14 protein-coding genes are annotated in these 16,946 nt (G+C 61.8%); 8 read left to right on the top strand and 6 right to left on the bottom strand.

The genetic code is table 11. The features are described 5' to 3' along the window. The first annotated feature begins 732 nt into the window (after positions 1-732). Entirely contained in the window at positions 733-2,997 is a 2,265-nt protein-coding gene (locus tag J3B00_RS23310) for an EAL domain-containing protein (protein WP_209872612.1), read from the top strand. On the opposite strand, the gene J3B00_RS23315 is transcribed toward J3B00_RS23310, so the two are convergent. Both J3B00_RS23315 and J3B00_RS23320 read right to left on the bottom strand, forming a co-directional pair. Further along, entirely contained in the window at positions 2,897-3,784 is an 888-nt protein-coding gene (locus J3B00_RS23315; RefSeq protein WP_209872615.1) for an NAD(P)-dependent oxidoreductase, read from the bottom strand. The genes J3B00_RS23310 and J3B00_RS23315 overlap by 101 nt on opposite strands. A 185-nt stretch (positions 3,785-3,969) precedes the next feature. Then, the gene (locus J3B00_RS23320) at positions 3,970-4,275 is read right to left on the bottom strand and encodes a DUF2288 domain-containing protein (protein WP_209872618.1); all 306 of its coding nucleotides are present in this window, start codon (positions 4,273-4,275) and stop codon (positions 3,970-3,972) included. Positions 4,276-4,635: 360 nt separating this feature from the next. On the opposite strand from J3B00_RS23320, the gene J3B00_RS23325 reads away from it, so the two are divergent. From J3B00_RS23325 to J3B00_RS23355, 7 genes are all read left to right on the top strand, one after another. Next, positions 4,636-5,751 (top strand): branched-chain amino acid ABC transporter substrate-binding protein, encoded by a 1,116-nt coding sequence (locus J3B00_RS23325; protein WP_209872621.1) that lies wholly within the window; start codon positions 4,636-4,638, stop codon positions 5,749-5,751. 226 nt (positions 5,752-5,977) lie between these two features. Next, complete coding sequence (livH, locus tag J3B00_RS23330; RefSeq protein ID WP_086977869.1) at positions 5,978-6,901, top strand: high-affinity branched-chain amino acid ABC transporter permease LivH; 924 nt, start codon at positions 5,978-5,980, stop codon at positions 6,899-6,901. Further along, on the top strand, positions 6,898-8,154 hold the full coding sequence (locus J3B00_RS23335; protein ID WP_209872624.1) for a high-affinity branched-chain amino acid ABC transporter permease LivM: 1,257 nt from the start codon (positions 6,898-6,900) through the stop codon (positions 8,152-8,154). The genes livH and J3B00_RS23335 overlap by 4 nt, the downstream gene beginning before the upstream one ends. Next, complete coding sequence (gene livG / locus J3B00_RS23340) at positions 8,151-8,918, top strand: high-affinity branched-chain amino acid ABC transporter ATP-binding protein LivG (protein WP_209872627.1); 768 nt, start codon at positions 8,151-8,153, stop codon at positions 8,916-8,918. Before J3B00_RS23335 ends, livG begins: the two co-directional genes overlap by 4 nt. Continuing rightward, a complete protein-coding gene (locus J3B00_RS23345) occupies positions 8,919-9,620 on the top strand; it encodes an ATP-binding cassette domain-containing protein (protein WP_209872630.1) in 702 nt (233 codons plus the stop codon). Positions 9,621-10,311: 691 nt separating this feature from the next. Next, entirely contained in the window at positions 10,312-10,986 is a 675-nt protein-coding gene (locus J3B00_RS23350) for a hypothetical protein (protein WP_209872633.1), read from the top strand. Between the two features lie 103 nt (positions 10,987-11,089). Continuing rightward, on the top strand, positions 11,090-12,703 hold the full coding sequence (locus tag J3B00_RS23355; RefSeq protein WP_209872636.1) for an NAD(P)/FAD-dependent oxidoreductase: 1,614 nt from the start codon (positions 11,090-11,092) through the stop codon (positions 12,701-12,703). A gap of 564 nt (positions 12,704-13,267) precedes the next feature. Here the strand turns inward: J3B00_RS23355 and J3B00_RS23360 are convergent. From J3B00_RS23360 to J3B00_RS23375, 4 genes are all read right to left on the bottom strand, one after another. Beyond that, positions 13,268-13,732 (bottom strand): glycine zipper 2TM domain-containing protein, encoded by a 465-nt coding sequence (locus J3B00_RS23360; protein ID WP_209872639.1) that lies wholly within the window; start codon positions 13,730-13,732, stop codon positions 13,268-13,270. Between the two features lie 246 nt (positions 13,733-13,978). Then, entirely contained in the window at positions 13,979-14,626 is a 648-nt protein-coding gene (gene pdxH, locus J3B00_RS23365) for a pyridoxamine 5'-phosphate oxidase (protein ID WP_209872642.1), read from the bottom strand. A 19-nt stretch (positions 14,627-14,645) separates the two neighbouring features. Continuing rightward, entirely contained in the window at positions 14,646-15,623 is a 978-nt protein-coding gene (locus tag J3B00_RS23370; RefSeq protein WP_209872646.1) for an OmpA family protein, read from the bottom strand. A gap of 99 nt (positions 15,624-15,722) precedes the next feature. After that, a complete protein-coding gene (locus J3B00_RS23375) occupies positions 15,723-16,868 on the bottom strand; it encodes a serine hydrolase domain-containing protein (RefSeq protein ID WP_209872649.1) in 1,146 nt (381 codons plus the stop codon). Positions 16,869-16,946: the final 78 nt, after the last annotated feature.

Here is a 16,946-nt window from a genome sequence, read left to right on the forward strand (position 1 = left end):
CCCTGCGCTGCGCTCCGGGTTCCCTTGCTCCGGTCTTGCTCCGGGAGGACCGCGCTGTACGGCCCATCCTGGGCCTCAGCGCTTTCCGGCCATCCATGGCCTCCACCTCCCTGCGCAAGACCTGCGCTCGGCCTCCTGAAGTCGCTGGTAGATCAAGAGCAAGATCAAGATCAAGATCAACAGCCACTGCAACGGCAGGCGAATCGCTGCGCTCTCGCTTTGTTTGTTTACGAGCGGATTTGTGGTGCGACATGGCAGGGCTGCGCCCTGCGATTTGCGTTGGCAGTACCGGCCTCTTCGCGGGACAAGCCCGCTCCTACAGGGATTGAGCAAATTTTGAATTCGGCGCAAATCCTGTAGGAGCGGGCTTGCCCCGCGAAGAGGCCCGAATATCCACCGCGCCTGTCACTATCAAAACAACGCCAGCCCAGACGCCACCCGTAACTTCGCGACTTCAGGAGGCCGAGTGGAGGTCCTCCCCGAGCCCCCAACCTACAAGCCCCATAGCCCCCGGCAACCCATAAAGAACCTGCCCGTTGCCCCGCGCACCACCCCGAAGCGGCCCAAACTCACCACAGAGATCACCTTTTAGACCACTTAGCTATCACCCTCATATCCAAATCATAGAGAGCAAATTGCCATTAATCATGAAGGTATAAGCACCTCTTCCTATACTGCAGGCTGAACAGTCTTCTTCGGGGGACGCGTGCAGGCTCGAAGAAGAGGCAAGCTATGGATTGGCTGGGACTGCAAGTGTTCGCCGAGGCGCCGGCCTCCGGCCAGATCTTACTCGATTGCCAACATGAGCCCTTTCTGGTTGCGTTAGCCTATGTAGTGGTCTGTGCAGCCTCATTCGCCACCCTCGACATGGCCGAACGCCAAAGCCACAGCGAACACCCCGCCGCCCGCCGCCAATGGCGCGTACTAGGCGCCTGCTGCCTGGCCGGTGGAATCTGGGCCATGCACTTCATCAGCATGCTGGCGTTCCGCGCCCCACTGGAAATTCACTACGACGTGCCACTGACCGGCCTCTCGCTGCTGCTCGCCCTGTGTGCCGCCTGGCTGGCCATGAACAGCCTCGATCGCCGCGACATGCGCCCGCGTCATTACCTGCAAGCCGCAGTGTTCATCGGTTTCGGCATCACCCTGATGCACTATGTCGGCATGGCCGCGCTGCAGACCAACGCCCAGCAGTACTATCAAGGCGGTTTACTGCTCGCCTCGCTGGGCGTTGCCATCGCCGCCAGCCTGATAGCCCTGCTGATGGCACGGTACTTTCGCAAAGGCAGCGGGACTCTGCACCTGGCCATGAAATACGGCGCCAGCCTGCTGATGGCCGCCGGTATCTTCGGCACGCACTTCATCGGCATGGCCGCCATGACCCTGGTCATCCCGGCAGGTGCCTCGCTGAACCTGCCGACCAGCGACAACAGCCTGCAATTGGGCCTGACCATCGCCTGCATCACCCTGCTGATCAGCGCCAGCAGCATCAGTGCCGCGCTTGCCGACAAGAAGCTGCAAAGCAAGGAACACGACCTGCGCCGGGTCAGCGAACTGCTCAGCCAACTCGACCAGGCCCGCGTATCACTGCAGCAAGCCGCTCACTACGATGCCCTGACCAACCTGATCAACCGTCGCGGGTTCAATCAGGTCTTTGCCGAGCGCCTCGCCGAACAAGCGGCCAACGAGGGCATGCTGGCCGTGATGTTTCTCGATATCGATCACTTCAAACGCATCAATGACAGCCTCGGCCATGCCGCGGGCGATGACCTGCTCAAAGTGATCGCCGACCACATCAAGGCTGCCACTCGCAACCAGGACCTGGTCGCCCGCTTCGGCGGCGACGAATTCTGCATCGTCACCAGCCTGAACAACCGCGACGAAGCCCGCCACCTGGCGCTGCGCATCATGCAACGCATGAAAGACCCCATCGACCTCGGCGGGCGGCGCATGGTCATGACCACCAGCATTGGCATCAGTATCTATCCCGATGACGGGCGCAACAGCGAAGAGCTGCTGAAAAACGCTGACTTGGCGCTTTACCAATCCAAGGGCTGCGGGCGTAACAACCTGAATTTCTTCAACAGCAGTCTGCGCACCCGCGCGACCCTCGAGCTGCAGCTGGAAGAAGAGCTACGCATCGCCCTTCTCGAAGAACGCGGCCTGTGCGTGCACTACCAGCCGATTTTCGACCTGCGCAGCGGCCAAGTAGCCAAGCTCGAAGCCTTGGTTCGCTGGCAACACCCACAGCACGGTCTGCTGGGCCCGAACCGCTTCATCGGCATTGCCGAAGCCAATGGCCTGATCGCCGACCTCGACCTGTGGGTGCTGCGCCGCGCGTGTGAGGACCTGGCCCAGCTCAACCGCCATGGCTATGCCAGCCTCAAGGTCACGGTCAACTGCTCGGCGCTGACCTTGGCCCGCGAGGAGCTGGCAAGCGACGTGGAGATGGCCCTGTTCCACGCGGGGCTGTCGCCCTGGCAACTGGAGTTGGAGGTCACCGAGAACGCGCTGATGGGCGACATCCACCGCGTGATCAATCTGCTCAAGCGCATTCGCAGTCAAGGCGTCGCACTGTCGATCGACGACTTCGGCACGGGCTATTCGTCGCTGGCTTACCTCAAGCGCCTGCCGCTCGACGTGCTTAAGATCGACCGCTCGTTCATCCAGGACGTACCTGCCAGCCAGAAAGACCGCGAGATCGTCCAGGCAATCATCATGATGGCGCACACCCTGCATCTCAAGGTGGTGACCGAAGGCGTGGAGACAGTCGAGCAACACGAATTCCTCGCTGCCCACGGCTGCGACTTTCTACAGGGCTACCTGCTCAGCCGTCCCGTACCGCTGGCCGACCTGCGCCCGGTGCTCGAGCGCCTTGATCGCCAGGACAACGACTTCAACCCTTGTGCCGATACTGCTCTACCAAGGTCGCCGGATCTTTTTCCAGATAGCCCTGGCTACCGTGCAAGCGCATCAGTTGCGCGGCGAGGCCACTGAGCGGGGTCGCTGAGCCCTGCTCGCGGGAGAACTTCACCGCAGTATCGAGATCCTTGAGCAAGGTTCGCACGTGCCACTTGATCGGCTCGAAACGGCTCTCGGCCATCTGCGGCGCGAGAATCTGCAGCGGCTTGGAATCAGCGAAACCGCCGGCCAGCGCTTCGGCGATCAGGCTCGCTTCGACCCCGGACTGCTCGGCCAGCGCCACCACTTCGGCAATCACCAAGGCGTTGCAAGCGACGATCATCTGGTTGCAGGCCTTGGTTACTTGCCCTGCACCAACAGCGCCCATGTGCGTGACGCGCTGACCAAGGGTCAACAGCACCGGGCGTGCACGGGCCACTTCATCGGCCTCGCCGCCGACCATGATTGCCAGGGTGCCGGCCTCCGCCCCCGGCGTACCGCCAGACACTGGCGCATCCACCCAGCCCATGCCGCACAACGCGTCCAACTCAGCGGCCATCTCGCGGGTCGCCGTCGGCTCCAGGCTGGACAAGTCGATCAGCAGTTGTCCGCGGCGAGCGCCCTCGGCGATGCCCTGCTCGGCAAACACCACCTCACGCACCACCCCAGTGTCGGCCAGGCACAGCAGCACCAACTCGGCATCGCGGCACAGCTCGGCCGGGCTCGCGGCCAAGCGGGCGCCAGCGGCGACCAGTTCGGCGCACTTCTCCGGGCTACGGTTCCACACCGTCAGCGGATAACCCGCCGCCAACAGCCGCCGGCACATCGGCAAACCCATCAGACCGATTCCGGCGAAGCCCAACGCAGGCAGTGCAGTACTCATGAACGACTCCCTATCAAAACGAAGACTCAGGCACGCGGCCGCCATACGACCCATTACGCATTACGTAAACTGTTACCGCTGTGCCGAATGGGCAGGGTGATGTTACTTACTTCCACCTTACGTGCACGTCAACGCGCACCAATCCGATGCAGGTGCGTATTTTTGCGCACCAAAAAAGCGCAGCATTATTTGCCTTTCTTCTCCTGCATCACCACAAACGGCGATACCACCACAGCCCAGATCTCTGGATCGCGGGTCTGCAGGTCTAGGGCCTGCTCCGCCGACAGCGTGCCCACAGCGCCATCACCGCGCCACTTGGCGAAGATTTCACTGCGATTGTCGGCCATTGCCGCAGCCACCGTAATCAGGTCCAGATCGGGGTCGACCCAAATCAGGTCACCCTTCGCCCAGAAACGCTCCAACGCCTTCCACTCGATGATTGCGGTCTCGCCGAGCAATTTGGCATAGAGGGTGCTTACTTGATCAGTCATGGGTTCCTACCGGCAAAAATCGGCCAATTAAAAAGGCCGGTATTTTTGCAGAAAAACCCGGTTTCAAATACGTAATTTGGTCGATGGGTCCCGTAGTTGTGGGGTGGGTCCAGAGATGCAGGCACTTTAATGGCGCCTTTCTGTATCTTTCTGTCGATCACGCGACACCCCGCGAAACAGGCGCTTTTTACCCGCTTTTCAAGCGCTCGAACAGCGCTCTACACTGTACCGGTACAGTTCCGGGACATGTTCCGGGGGAAGGTGGGCTTGCGGTTGGCATGGCCATGCCGCAAATCCCGCCCGGTCTGTAGCCCTGGCCTCCAGGACTATAAGAATTACAACAGAATGAGTGGAGCACTAATGATCAAGATTTCCAAGCTGTTCGCCGCAATGGTACTGGCCGGGGTTGCCAGCCATTCGTTTGCCGCCGACACCATCAAGATCGGTATTGCCGGTCCGAAGACGGGTCCCGTTACCCAGTACGGCGACATGCAGTTCATCGGCGCCAAACAGGCCATCAAGGACATCAACGCCAAGGGCGGTGTTGATGGGAAAATGCTTGAAGCCAAGGAATACGACGACGCCTGCGACCCGAAACAGGCCGTGGCAGTCGCCAACAAAGTGGTCAACGACGGCGTCAAGTACGTCATTGGCCATCTGTGCTCCAGCTCTACTCAGCCTGCGTCCGACATCTACGAAGACGAAGGCGTGATCATGATCACCCCCGCCGCCACCAGCCCGGAAATCACCGCCCGTGGCTACAAGCTGGTGTTCCGCACCATCGGCCTGGACAGCGCCCAAGGCCCGGCCGCCGGCAACTACATCGCCGACCACGTCAAGCCGAAGGTCGTTGCCGTTCTGCACGACAAGCAGCAATACGGTGAAGGCATCGCCACCGCGGTCAAGCAGACCCTGGAAGGCAAAGGCACCAAGGTTGCCGTGTTCGAAGGCCTGAACGCCGGCGACAAGGACTTCTCCTCGATTATCCAGAAGCTCAAGCAAGCCAACGTCGACTTCGTCTACTACGGCGGCTACCACCCAGAGCTGGGCCTGATCCTGCGCCAAGCCCAGGAAAAAGGCCTGAAAGCCAAGTTCATGGGCCCGGAAGGCGTCGGCAACGACTCCATCTCGCAGATCGCCCAGGGCGCTTCCGAAGGCCTGCTGGTCACCCTGCCGAAGTCCTTCGACCAGGACCCTGCGAACAAGGCCATCGCCGACGCCATCAAGGCTGACGGCAAGGACCCAAGCGGCCCGTTCGTGTTCCCGGCCTACTCGGCAGTGCAGCTGATCGCCGAAGGTATCAAGGCGGCCAAGTCCGAAGACACCGACAAGGTGGCAGAAGCCATTCACGCCGGCACCTTCAAGACCCCGACCGGCGACCTGTCGTACGACGCCAAGGGCGACCTGAAAGACTTCAAGTTCGTGGTCTACGAATGGCACTTCGGCAAGCCGAAGACCGAAGTCTCCCCTCAGTAACTGCGTGACTAATAGCTGACCGTAAAAGCCCACTGTGCGAGCAGTGGGCTTTGTTTTACGAGGTTCATGGGCCCGATTGCCGCGATCCGGCAGCCGCCCCACCTGAAAATCTTAAAACCGTCAACCGCGGTTCACTGGCCGCGCCCAGCCATCGTGCACAGACCACGAGGCGGGCCGGGTTACCCCCCTGCCAGCGAATGCAAATCAGGTTTTTAGGAGCGCTGTAATGCCTGAGATCTACCATTTCTTCCAACAACTGGTTAATGGATTGACCATCGGCAGCACCTATGCCTTGATCGCCATCGGCTACACGATGGTGTACGGCATCATTGGCATGATCAACTTCGCCCACGGCGAGGTGTACATGATCGGATCCTACGTGGCGTTCATTGCCCTCGCCGGGCTGGCCATGATGGGTATTCATTCGCTGCCGATCCTGATGACCGTGGCCTTCGTTGCCACGATCTTCGTTACCAGTGCCTATGGCTACAGTATCGAGCGCGTTGCCTACCGCCCCCTGCGCAACAGCAACCGCCTGATCCCGCTGATTTCTGCTATCGGCATGTCGATCTTCCTGCAGAACACCGTGCTGCTGTCACAGGATTCCAAGGACAAATCCATCCCTAACCTGATCCCGGGGAGTATCTCCTTCGGCCCGGGCGGCGCGGAAGAAGTCCTGATTTCCTACATGCAGATCCTGGTGTTTGTCGTCACCCTGGTGGCCATGACCCTGCTGACCCTGTTCATCTCCCGCTCTCGCCTGGGCCGCGCCTGCCGCGCCTGCGCCGAGGACATCAAGATGGCCAACCTGCTGGGCATCAACACCAACAACATCATTGCCCTGACCTTCGTCATCGGTGCCGCGCTGGCAGCGGTGGCGGCCGTGCTGTTGAGCATGCAGTACGGCGTGATCAACCCCAACGCCGGCTTCCTGGTAGGCCTCAAGGCCTTTACCGCGGCGGTACTGGGTGGCATCGGCAGTATTCCGGGAGCGATGCTCGGTGGGCTGGTGCTGGGCGTGGCCGAAGCCTTTGGTGCCGACATCTTCGGCGACCAGTACAAGGATGTGGTGGCGTTCGGTCTTTTGGTTCTCGTGCTGCTGTTCCGGCCGACCGGCATTCTGGGCCGTCCGGAGGTTGAAAAAGTATGAACAAAAATATCAAACAGGCGTTCTTCAGCGCCTTGCTGGTCTGGGCCGTGGCCTTCCCGGTACTGGGCCTGAAGCTGAGCATCGACGGCATCAGCCTGATCGTCCACAGCCAAGGCCCGTTCACCCTCACGGTGATTGCCGTGTGCTCGGTGCTGATGTTCCTGCGGGTGCTGTTCGACAAGCAGTGGAGCGCCGTGACCGCCCGAGGTTCGGACCGCAAGCTGATCTCGCCGGCGGTGAGCAACTTCCTCACCCTGCCCAAGACCCAGCGCTGGATCATCCTCGGCCTGATCGTGGTGGCGCTGGTATGGCCGTTCTTCGGCTCGCGCGGCGCGGTCGACATCGCCACGCTGATCCTGATCTACGTCATGCTCGGCCTCGGCCTGAACATCGTGGTCGGTTTGGCGGGCCTGCTCGACCTGGGCTACGTCGGCTTCTATGCCGTGGGCGCCTACAGCTACGCCATGCTCTCGCATTACTACGGGCTGAGCTTCTGGATCTGCCTGCCACTCGCCGGCCTGATGGCAGCCACCTTCGGCTTCCTCCTGGGTTTCCCCGTGTTGCGTCTGCGCGGTGACTACCTGGCGATCGTGACCCTGGGTTTCGGCGAGATCATCCGGCTGTTCCTGCGTAACCTCACCGACCTCACCGGCGGCCCCAACGGTATCAGCAACATCCCCAAGCCGACCTTCTTCGGCCTGTCGTTCGAGCGTCGCGCCGCCGAGGGGATGCAGACCTTCCACGAGTTCTTCGGCCTGCCCTACAACTCGATCAACAAGGTCATCTTCCTCTACCTGGTGGCCCTGCTGCTCGCCTTGGGCGCGCTGTTCGTGATCAACCGCCTCCTGCGCATGCCGATCGGCCGCGCCTGGGAAGCCTTGCGCGAGGACGAAATCGCCTGCCGTGCACTGGGCCTGAATCCGACCGTGATCAAACTGTCGGCCTTCACCCTGGGTGCTGCGTTCGCCGGTTTCGCCGGTAGCTTCTTTGCCGCGCGACAAGGGCTGGTGACACCGGAGTCGTTTACCTTCATCGAGTCGGCGATCATCCTCGCCATCGTCGTGCTGGGCGGCATGGGCTCACAGTTGGGCGTGATTCTCGCGGCCATCGTGATGATCCTGCTGCCAGAGCTGATGCGTGAGTTCAGCGAATACCGGATGCTGATGTTCGGTGCGCTGATGGTGTTGATGATGATCTGGCGTCCGCAAGGCCTGCTGCCTATGCAACGTCCACATTTGGAGCTGCGTCGATGAGCCGCGAAATTCTGCAAGTCAGCGGCCTGAGCATGCGCTTCGGCGGCTTGTTGGCGGTCAACGGCGTGGCCCTGACCGTCAAGGAAAAGCAAGTGGTGGCGCTGATCGGCCCGAACGGCGCCGGCAAGACCACGGTGTTCAACTGCCTGACCGGCTTCTACAAGCCCAGTGGCGGCACCATCTTGCTCGATGGCCAGCCAATCCAGGGCCTGGCCGGCCATCAGATCGCTCGCAAGGGTGTGGTGCGGACCTTCCAGAACGTACGCCTGTTCAAGGAAATGACCGCACTGGAAAATCTCCTGATCGCCCAGCACCGGCACTTGAATACCAACTTCTTCGCAGGCCTGTTCAAGACACCGGGCTTTCGCCGCAGCGAACGCGAGGCGATGGAGCGAGCGCAGTACTGGCTGGAGAAGGTCAACCTGACCGAGTTTGCCAACCGCACCGCCGGCACCCTCGCCTACGGCCAGCAGCGCCGCCTGGAAATTGCCCGCTGCATGATGACGCAACCGCGGATCATCATGCTCGACGAGCCAGCAGCGGGCCTCAACCCGCGGGAAACCGAAGACCTCAAGGCCCTGATCGCCTACTTGCGTGAATCCCACGACGTGACCGTGCTGCTGATCGAGCACGACATGAAGCTGGTGATGAGCATCTCTGACCATATCGTCGTGATCAACCAGGGCACGCCCCTGGCCGATGGCACGCCGGAAGAGATCCGTGGCAATCCTGAAGTGATCAAGGCTTACCTGGGGGAAGCGTAAATGCTCAAGTTCGAAAACGTTTCCACCTTCTACGGCAAGATCCAGGCGCTGCACAGCGTCAACGTGGAGATCAACCAGGGCGAAATCGTCACCCTGATCGGTGCCAACGGTGCGGGCAAGTCGACCCTGCTGATGACTCTCTGTGGCTCGCCACAGGCGCACAGCGGCAGTATCAAGTACCTGGGGGAAGAGCTGGTCGGCCAGCCGTCCTCGCACATCATGCGCAAGAGTATTGCGGTGGTTCCCGAGGGGCGCCGGGTGTTTGCTCGGCTGACGGTCGAGGAAAACCTGGCGATGGGTGGCTTCTTCACCGACAAGGGCGATTATCAGGCGCAGCTGGACAAGGTCCTCGAGCTGTTTCCGCGCCTGAAAGAGCGTTATGTGCAGCGTGGCGGGACCATGTCCGGTGGCGAGCAGCAGATGCTCGCCATCGGCCGGGCGCTGATGAGCAAACCCAAGCTGCTGCTGCTCGACGAGCCGTCGCTGGGGCTGGCACCGATCATCATTCAGCAGATCTTCGACATCATCGAACAACTGCGCCGGGATGGTGTGACGGTGTTCCTGGTCGAACAGAACGCGAACCAGGCACTGAAGATTGCTGACCGCGCCTATGTGCTGGAGAACGGCCACGTGGTGATGCAGGGTACCGGGGAAGCGCTGTTGAGTGATCCGAAGGTGCGCGACGCGTATCTCGGGGGGTGATCGACTGCGTGACACAGAAAGGGCCTTCGGACCCTTTTTCAGGTTGTTTACGAATTGGCGGGGGCTTGGCTGTGGTTCTGGGGCTTGTGGGGTGTGGCTTTTGGGTTGTGGGCTTATCCATTTGATGGGGTGACTTTTCTGGCCCCTTGCGCCCTTACGGCGGGTCACTTTTTGGCAAACGCCCCCGGTGTGCCGGCCCAGCCAAAAAATAACCAAAAAGGTCTTGGCTCCATCAAACGGCCCTTCGCTGCGCTACGGGTTCCCGCGCTCCGGTCTTGCTCCGGGAGGACCGCGCTGTACGGCCCCTCCTGGGCCTCAGCGCTTTCCGGCCATCCATGGCCTCCACCTCCCTGCGCAAGACCTGCGCTCGGCCTCCTGAAGTCGCTGTAGATCAAGAGCCAGATCAAGATCAACAGCCAGGGCAACGGCTGGCGAATCGCTGCGCTCTCGCTTTGTTTATTTACCAGCGGATTTGTGGGGTGGCTGGCAGGGCTACGCCCTGCGCTTTGCATTGGCAGTACCGGCCTCTTCGCGGGACAAGCCCGCTCCTACAGGTTTTTGTGAGCGCCTCAGGACCTGTAGGAGCGGGCTTGCCCCGCGAAGAGGCCCCCGCTGACACAGCAAACTTGTGATCGGCAAGCATGCTCGGTAACGTGCCCACTTCATCCGCTGCGACCCCGGAGCTTCATCCATGCGCCTCACCCCTCCCCTGCTGCTCGCCACCTTGCTGCCCTTGTTCGCCGGCTGCCAGATGCTGGCGGACACGCCGACCGATCCTGATATCGGCACCACGCGCATGCAGGGCGAGTTGAGCGCCAGTGGCGGTCAACTGCTGTTCAAGCCCTGCACCGAGAGCCGCCACTTCGTGGTCAACGATGCAGGCGCCACCGGCATCCTGCAGGAAGCCTCGAACCTGGCCGACAGCGCCGGCGACACGCTGTTCGCCGACGTCCGCGCCCGCCTTACCGGCGCCAAACAAGCCAACACCGACGGTCAGCTCGACGTGCGCCGGCTGTATCGCCTGGAGTCTTCCACCAGAGCCTGTGAAGACCCCAACTTCAAGCAACTGACCCTGCGTGCCAACGGCCACGAACCTGAGTGGGACATCAAGGCCAGCGGCAAAGGCATGGTGCTCAACCGCGTCGGCCAGGAGCCATTGCCGCTGCCCTTCCTCGAAGAGCAGATCCCTGGCGGCGGCCTGACCCTGTCCAGCGAAGCCAATGGCCAAACGGTCGAGCTGTGGGTCGCACCACAGCGTTGCGTCGACAGCGCCACAGGCGCCGTACGGCACCTGCGCGCCGAACTGCGCATCGATGGCAAGACCCTGCAAGGCTGCGGCTACTACGGCGGTGCGCGGGACAACTGATCATCGGCCACTTTTATCCTGCCTGCCAGGGCGGCGAACAGCTTATACTTGGCGGTTTATGTGAAGCCGCCGGCCGCCCATGGCCGGGATATTGGACCTTGCCATGCTACGAATCACCGAACTGAAGCTGCCCCTGGACCATCCCGATGAGGCCCTGCGCGAGGCCATCGTCCAGCGTCTGGGGATCGCGGATGAGCAACTGCTCGGCTTCAACCTGTTCAAGCGCAGCTACGACGCGCGCAAGAAGAACAGCGAACTGCTGTTCATCTATACCATCGACCTTGAGGCCAGCAACGAAGCAGAGCTGCTGGCCCGGTTCGCCGACGATCACAACATCACTGTCGCGCCTGACGTCACTTACAAGTACGTCGGCCAGGCACCCGCCGACCTCGAGCAAAGGCCACTGGTAGTCGGCTTCGGCCCTTGTGGCATCTTCGCAGGCCTGCTTCTGGCGCAGATGGGCTTCAAGCCGATTGTCCTCGAGCGCGGCAAGGAAGTGCGCCAGCGCACCAAGGATACCTGGGGCCTGTGGCGTAAAAGCGTGCTCAACCCAGAGTCCAACGTGCAATTTGGCGAAGGCGGCGCCGGCACGTTCTCCGACGGCAAGCTGTACAGCCAGATCAAGGACCCGCTGCACCACGGCCGCAAGGTGCTGGAAGAGTTCGTCAAGGCCGGGGCGCCGGACGAGATCCTTTACATCAACAAGCCACACATCGGTACCTTCCGCCTGACCGGTATGGTCGAGAACATGCGCGCAGAGATCATCGCCCTGGGCGGCGAAGTCCGCTTCGAGCAAAAGGTCAGCGACCTGCTCGTCGACGGTGAGCAGCTCACCGGCGTGGTCCTCGACAGCGGCGAACAGCTGCACTCACGCCATGTCGTGCTGGCGCTGGGGCACAGCGCCCGTGACACCTTCCGCATGCTGCATGGCAAGGGCGTGTTCATGGAAGCCAAGCCGTTTTCGATCGGTTTCCGCATCGAGCATCCGCAAACCCTCATCGACAAGGCGCGTCTGGGCAAATACGCCGGCCATCCGAAACTCGGTGCCGCCGACTACAAGCTGGTCTACCACGCCAAGAACGGCCGCTCGGTCTATAGCTTCTGCATGTGCCCGGGCGGCACCGTGGTTGCCGCGACCAGCGAACCAGGCCGGGTCGTCACCAATGGCATGAGCCAATACTCGCGTAACGAGCGCAACGCCAACTCGGGCATCGTTGTCGGTATCGACCCAGAGCGCGATTATCCGGGTGGCCCACTGGCCGGCATCGAGTTGCAAGAGCGTCTCGAGGCACATGCCTATGTGATGGGTGGCAGCAACTACCAAGCACCGGCGCAATTGGTCGGTGACTTTGTCGCTGGGCGGCCATCGACCGCGTTGGGCAGTGTCGAGCCGTCGTACAAGCCTGGGGTAACCCTGCTGGATCTGGCCGAGAGCCTTCCGGCCTTCGCCATCGAAGCGATCCGCGAGGCGCTGCCCGCGTTCGATCGACAGATCAAGGGTTACAACCTGCATGACGCAGTGTTGACCGGGATCGAGACTCGCACCTCATCGCCGCTGCGGATTACCCGTGATGCGACGTACCAGAGCCTGAATCTGAAGGGGCTGTTCCCGGCGGGTGAAGGGGCTGGATATGCGGGCGGGATTCTGTCGGCGGGTGTCGATGGGATTCGCATTGCTGAGGCGGTGGCGCGGGATATTCTTGGAGTCAACGCCTGAGTTTAACGCCCGCGATGCTGGGGACGGGCGGCGGTCCTTCGAAGGTATGCATCGTACCTAGTGGGAGAACTGTCTTGCTTTGAATCTCAACCTGGCGCGGTCTCTGTGGGAGCGGCCTTGTGTCGCGAAATGAGGGCGAAGCCCTCACCCGCTGAACCACAACCACACACAACCCCAAGGCGGGTAATCGCCGGTTTTCCTTAGCAGGCCTGCATGTTTTCTTAAGCGCAATGGGTGGGATGAACCCGAGGGAGTCGTGACCGGATTGCAGTGGACGAACGGCTCGTATCTGGATGTGGTGCCGGTGAGGGCTGCGCCCTCATTTCGCGACACAAGGCCGCTCCCACACTGACCGCGCATGCCTCAAGACTGGCGCTGTGTTTGCGGGTCACGTTGCCGGGGCGCCGGACAGGGCGCAAAGGGCTGCGCAAAAGCCACGGCCTCCTAAAGCCAGATGCAATTTCAGAAGACCTTAAGAAGGAAGGCCGTAAGTGCCCCCCGCTACCCAATAAAAAAACCCCGACCGGTGCTACCAAGTCGGGGTTTTGTTTATCAGCCCAGCGATCAGTGACTAACGCGGCTGGTGCCATCAACGGTCATGATCCGCACCCGCTCGCCGACGCGGAAGATCTCATTCTCCTGCACCGCCTGCACATAAGCGCGGGGGCTGCCGTCGTCCTCACGCACGGTAATCTCGACACCCTGAGTGCGGGTAATCCCTTCTTCAGCAGCCGAACCTGCCAGACCACCCGCCACCGCACCAATCACCGCCGCGACGATGCTGCCGCGACCACCACCCACCGCGCTGCCCGCGACGCCACCGACGATGGCCCCTGCGCCGCCGCCAATTGGGGTCTTGGTGCCTTCGATCTTCACCGGACGCAAGGACTCAATGGTACCCATGCGCACGGTTTGCACGCGACGGGCCTCATCACGGGAATAGCTGTCGCCGGTCAGACTCGACGCACAACCGCCGAGCAACAACGACACGGTGGTGAAGCTCGCCACCAGCAAAACGGATTTACGCATGGGTTGATTCTCCAGAGGTCAGGTGTCCATTAGACTCCGCGGGCTGACGGCTGTCACGACACGCAGATCATAAAGTCGCTTTCATTCAGCGCAGGTACAGCCGCTGTGCTGGCGCTTGATAGTGAGACAAGAAATTGCCCAGGATTACTTCATCGCGTTACTGACAACCGTCGCCGGCCGGAGAGAACGACGCCAAAGGCGCCTATAAGAAGCTGCCGCGCCTGGAACAGGCGCGGTCGAACGACATCAAGGGGCCAGGCGCTCGCGCGACCACTGATCATCGAGCAGACGGTAGTTCAGGCGGTCATGCAAGCGGCTCGCCCTACCCTGCCAGAACTCGATGCGCTCAGGCAGCAGGCGGTACCCGCCCCAGTGCTCTGGGCAATGCGGCTGGGTCTCGGAAAAGCGTGCCTCGGTTGCCTTGACCAGCCCTTCCAGCTCTTCACGGCTGGTAATCACCCGGCTTTGCGGTGACGCCCACGCACCCAAGCGGCTACCCAGTGGACGCACCTGGTAGTAGTCATCCGACTCCTTGGCCGTGACTTTCTCCACCCGTCCTTCAATACGCACCTGGCGCTCCAGCGCCGGCCAGAAGAACGTCATCGCAGCGTAAGGGTTGCTCAGCAGTTGCTGGCCCTTGGCACTGTCGTAGTTGCTAAAGAAGGTGAAGCCGTGGGCGTCGAGGCCTTTGAGCAACAGCACCCGACAATGCGGACGGCCGTGCGCATCGACAGTGGCCAGGGTCATGGCGTTGGCTTCGACCGGCGCCTGCTCGGTCTTCACCGCGTCGGCGAACCATTGATGGAACAAGGCAAACGGCTCGCCCGGGGCCTGGGCTTCAGCCAGGCCATCACGGGTGTAGTCGCGGCGCATATCGGCCAGGGATTGGGTCATGGCTGCGTATCCTTGACGATCAGTTGCTCTTCGCAGGGCTGTTAGCGGCGACTTTCTTGTCGGTAGCGGCCTTTTTCGCCGCAGGCTTGGCAGCGGCTTTCTTCACTGCAGGCTTTTTCGCCGGTGCTTTGGCGACTGCCTTTTTCGCAGCCGGCTTGGCAGCGGCTTTTGCGGCAGGCTTGCTGGCCGCAGCCTTGGCAGCCGGGGCCTTGGCGTCCTGGGTGGCAACCAGCGCAGCCGGGGTCGGCGCGGGAGCTGCCTGTTGATACTTGGCGAGCAAGGCAACCATGGTGTTCTGCGGGGTCAGCAGCATTTCCACGCGGCGGTTCAAGGCACGGCCTTCGAGGCTGTCATTGGCTGCACGCGGCATGACCGAACCCATGCCCTTGAGGGTCAGGCGATCGCGCTGCAGGCCACTGAGGCGGAAGATCGCCGAGACCGAAGCGGCGCGCTCCAGGCTGAGCTTCTGGTTGGCGGCGGCGACACCGCTGCTGTCGGCATGGCCGAGTACCAGCACAGCGGTCTTGCTATCGACTTCCACCGCTTTGGCGACGCGGGTGATCGGCCCCAAGGTTGCCGGCAAGAGCATGTTCGGCCGGTCCGGGTTGTACGAACCGTCCACCGGGATGGTCACCGCCAGCAAATCTTCACGGCGCTCGACTTCAAACTTGCTGCCCTTGACCGCTTCACGCAGTTTCGGCTCGTACTCGTCAAGCCAGGCCTGGGTGGCTTTCTGGTCGATCTTCGGCACGACAGGGCCTTTGGCCTGTTTGTCTTCACTGCCGAAAGGCCACCACCAGCGGCTGCTGCTGTCGGATTTGGCGTCGGCCTTGGCAACCTTTTCGGTAACCGCCTCTTTCACCTGCTGATCGGCCACCTTGTCGGCGCCGAATGGCCACCAGTTGATGGCGCTGTCTTTGCTGGCATCCTGCGAGTGGCTGGCGCAGCCGGTCATGGCCAGGCACAGGGCGAGTGCTAAGGTTTTATGTGAAGACATCAGCGATACACCATGAATTAGAAAGAAATTTTGCCCACGCAGACGAGGCGTTGGCATTGAGGATAGTCAAAGGGTCGGGGCAATACCCGCATTACCCGATCAAAGGCAAGTGCCAAGTATCCGCACCAGCTGTTGCGCGCGCGGGTCCATCAGCACGTAGGGCCCGAGGGTATTGGTGACGAAGCCGAAGGCAACATCGTGCTCGGGGTCGGCAAAACCGACCGAACCGCCCGCTCCCGGATGGCCGAATGCCCTGGCACCCAGACCAAAGGTGGCGTTGGCCACCGTCGGCTGGTCGAGCATGCAGCCCAGGCCGAAACGGGTCTGGGTCAGCAAGGTACGATCCTGACCGAGGCTGTGCTCGCGGGTCAGTTCGTCAAGCAGTTCCGACTCGAGCAGGCTGCCGTCGAGCAGCCCGGCATAGAACCCTGCCAGGCTGCGCGCGTTGCCATGGCCATTGGCTGCCGGCTGCTGCATGCGGCGCCACTCCGGCTTGTTGGTACTGGTGAGGATTGCCGGTGGATTGGTGAAGGCGCGGGTCGACAGCGCCTCGGGTTCACGCAGGGTCACCTGCAGCAAGCGCTGGGCAGCGGCATCACCGGGGTTGCCCTTGCCGCGGGCGATGTGCGCCACACGGTAAAACTCTTCATCAGCCAGGCCAACGTGAAAGTCCAGGCCCAGCGGCTTGGCCGTGCGCGCCACGATCGACTCGCCAGGCCCGCGGCCATCGGCACGACGAATCAGTTCGCCGATCAGCCAGCCGTAGGTAATGGCGGCGTAGCCATGTTCAGTGCCAGGCGTCCACCACGGGGTTTCCGCGGCCAAGGCGCCAGTCATGGTCTGCCAGTCGTAAAGCGCCTCGGCCGGCAGCAATTCGCGGATCGCTGGCAGGCCCGCGCGGTGGCTGAGCAACTGGCGCAAGGTGACGGTGGCCTTGCCGGCCTGGGCAAACTCCGGCCAGTAGCGCGCCACCGGCGCATCCAGGGCCAGCTTGCCCTCACCCACCAGTTGCAAGGCGGTGACGGCGGTGAAGGTCTTGGTGCAGGAGAACAGATTGGCGATGGTATCGCTGTGCCAGGCCTCACGGCCGTCCTTGTCGGCGCTACCGGCCCACAGGTCGATCACGGTCTCGCCGCCGACCTGAATGCACAGGGCCGCGCCACGCTCCTGGGTATCTTCGAACAACGCGGCGAATGCCTCGCGCACCGCCTCGAACTTCAGCTCATAGTGACCCTGGATCTGCACCGCATGCTCTCCGTACGACTGATTTCCACAAAGTCGTGCATTGTTTCAGTAGTTGACGGATTTGCAAACCGAATAAGG

This window comes from Pseudomonas sp. BP8, from assembly GCF_017875955.1.
In the GTDB taxonomy this organism is placed as follows: domain Bacteria; phylum Pseudomonadota; class Gammaproteobacteria; order Pseudomonadales; family Pseudomonadaceae; genus Aquipseudomonas.

Bases quoted from the DNA above. Each gene is read 5' to 3' on its own strand.
- J3B00_RS23310 (WP_209872612.1), top strand. From the start codon at position 733: ATGGATTGGCTGGGACTGCAAGTGTTCGCCGAGGCGCCGGCCTCCGGC.
- J3B00_RS23315 (WP_209872615.1), bottom strand. From the start codon at position 3,784: ATGAGTACTGCACTGCCTGCGTTGGGCTTCGCCGGAATCGGTCTGATG.
- J3B00_RS23320 (WP_209872618.1), bottom strand. From the start codon at position 4,275: ATGACTGATCAAGTAAGCACCCTCTATGCCAAATTGCTCGGCGAGACC.
- J3B00_RS23325 (WP_209872621.1), top strand. From the start codon at position 4,636: ATGATCAAGATTTCCAAGCTGTTCGCCGCAATGGTACTGGCCGGGGTT.
- livH (WP_086977869.1), top strand. From the start codon at position 5,978: ATGCCTGAGATCTACCATTTCTTCCAACAACTGGTTAATGGATTGACC.
- J3B00_RS23335 (WP_209872624.1), top strand. From the start codon at position 6,898: ATGAACAAAAATATCAAACAGGCGTTCTTCAGCGCCTTGCTGGTCTGG.
- livG (WP_209872627.1), top strand. From the start codon at position 8,151: ATGAGCCGCGAAATTCTGCAAGTCAGCGGCCTGAGCATGCGCTTCGGC.
- J3B00_RS23345 (WP_209872630.1), top strand. From the start codon at position 8,919: ATGCTCAAGTTCGAAAACGTTTCCACCTTCTACGGCAAGATCCAGGCG.
- J3B00_RS23350 (WP_209872633.1), top strand. From the start codon at position 10,312: ATGCGCCTCACCCCTCCCCTGCTGCTCGCCACCTTGCTGCCCTTGTTC.
- J3B00_RS23355 (WP_209872636.1), top strand. From the start codon at position 11,090: ATGCTACGAATCACCGAACTGAAGCTGCCCCTGGACCATCCCGATGAG.
- J3B00_RS23360 (WP_209872639.1), bottom strand. From the start codon at position 13,732: ATGCGTAAATCCGTTTTGCTGGTGGCGAGCTTCACCACCGTGTCGTTG.
- pdxH (WP_209872642.1), bottom strand. From the start codon at position 14,626: ATGACCCAATCCCTGGCCGATATGCGCCGCGACTACACCCGTGATGGC.
- J3B00_RS23370 (WP_209872646.1), bottom strand. From the start codon at position 15,623: ATGTCTTCACATAAAACCTTAGCACTCGCCCTGTGCCTGGCCATGACC.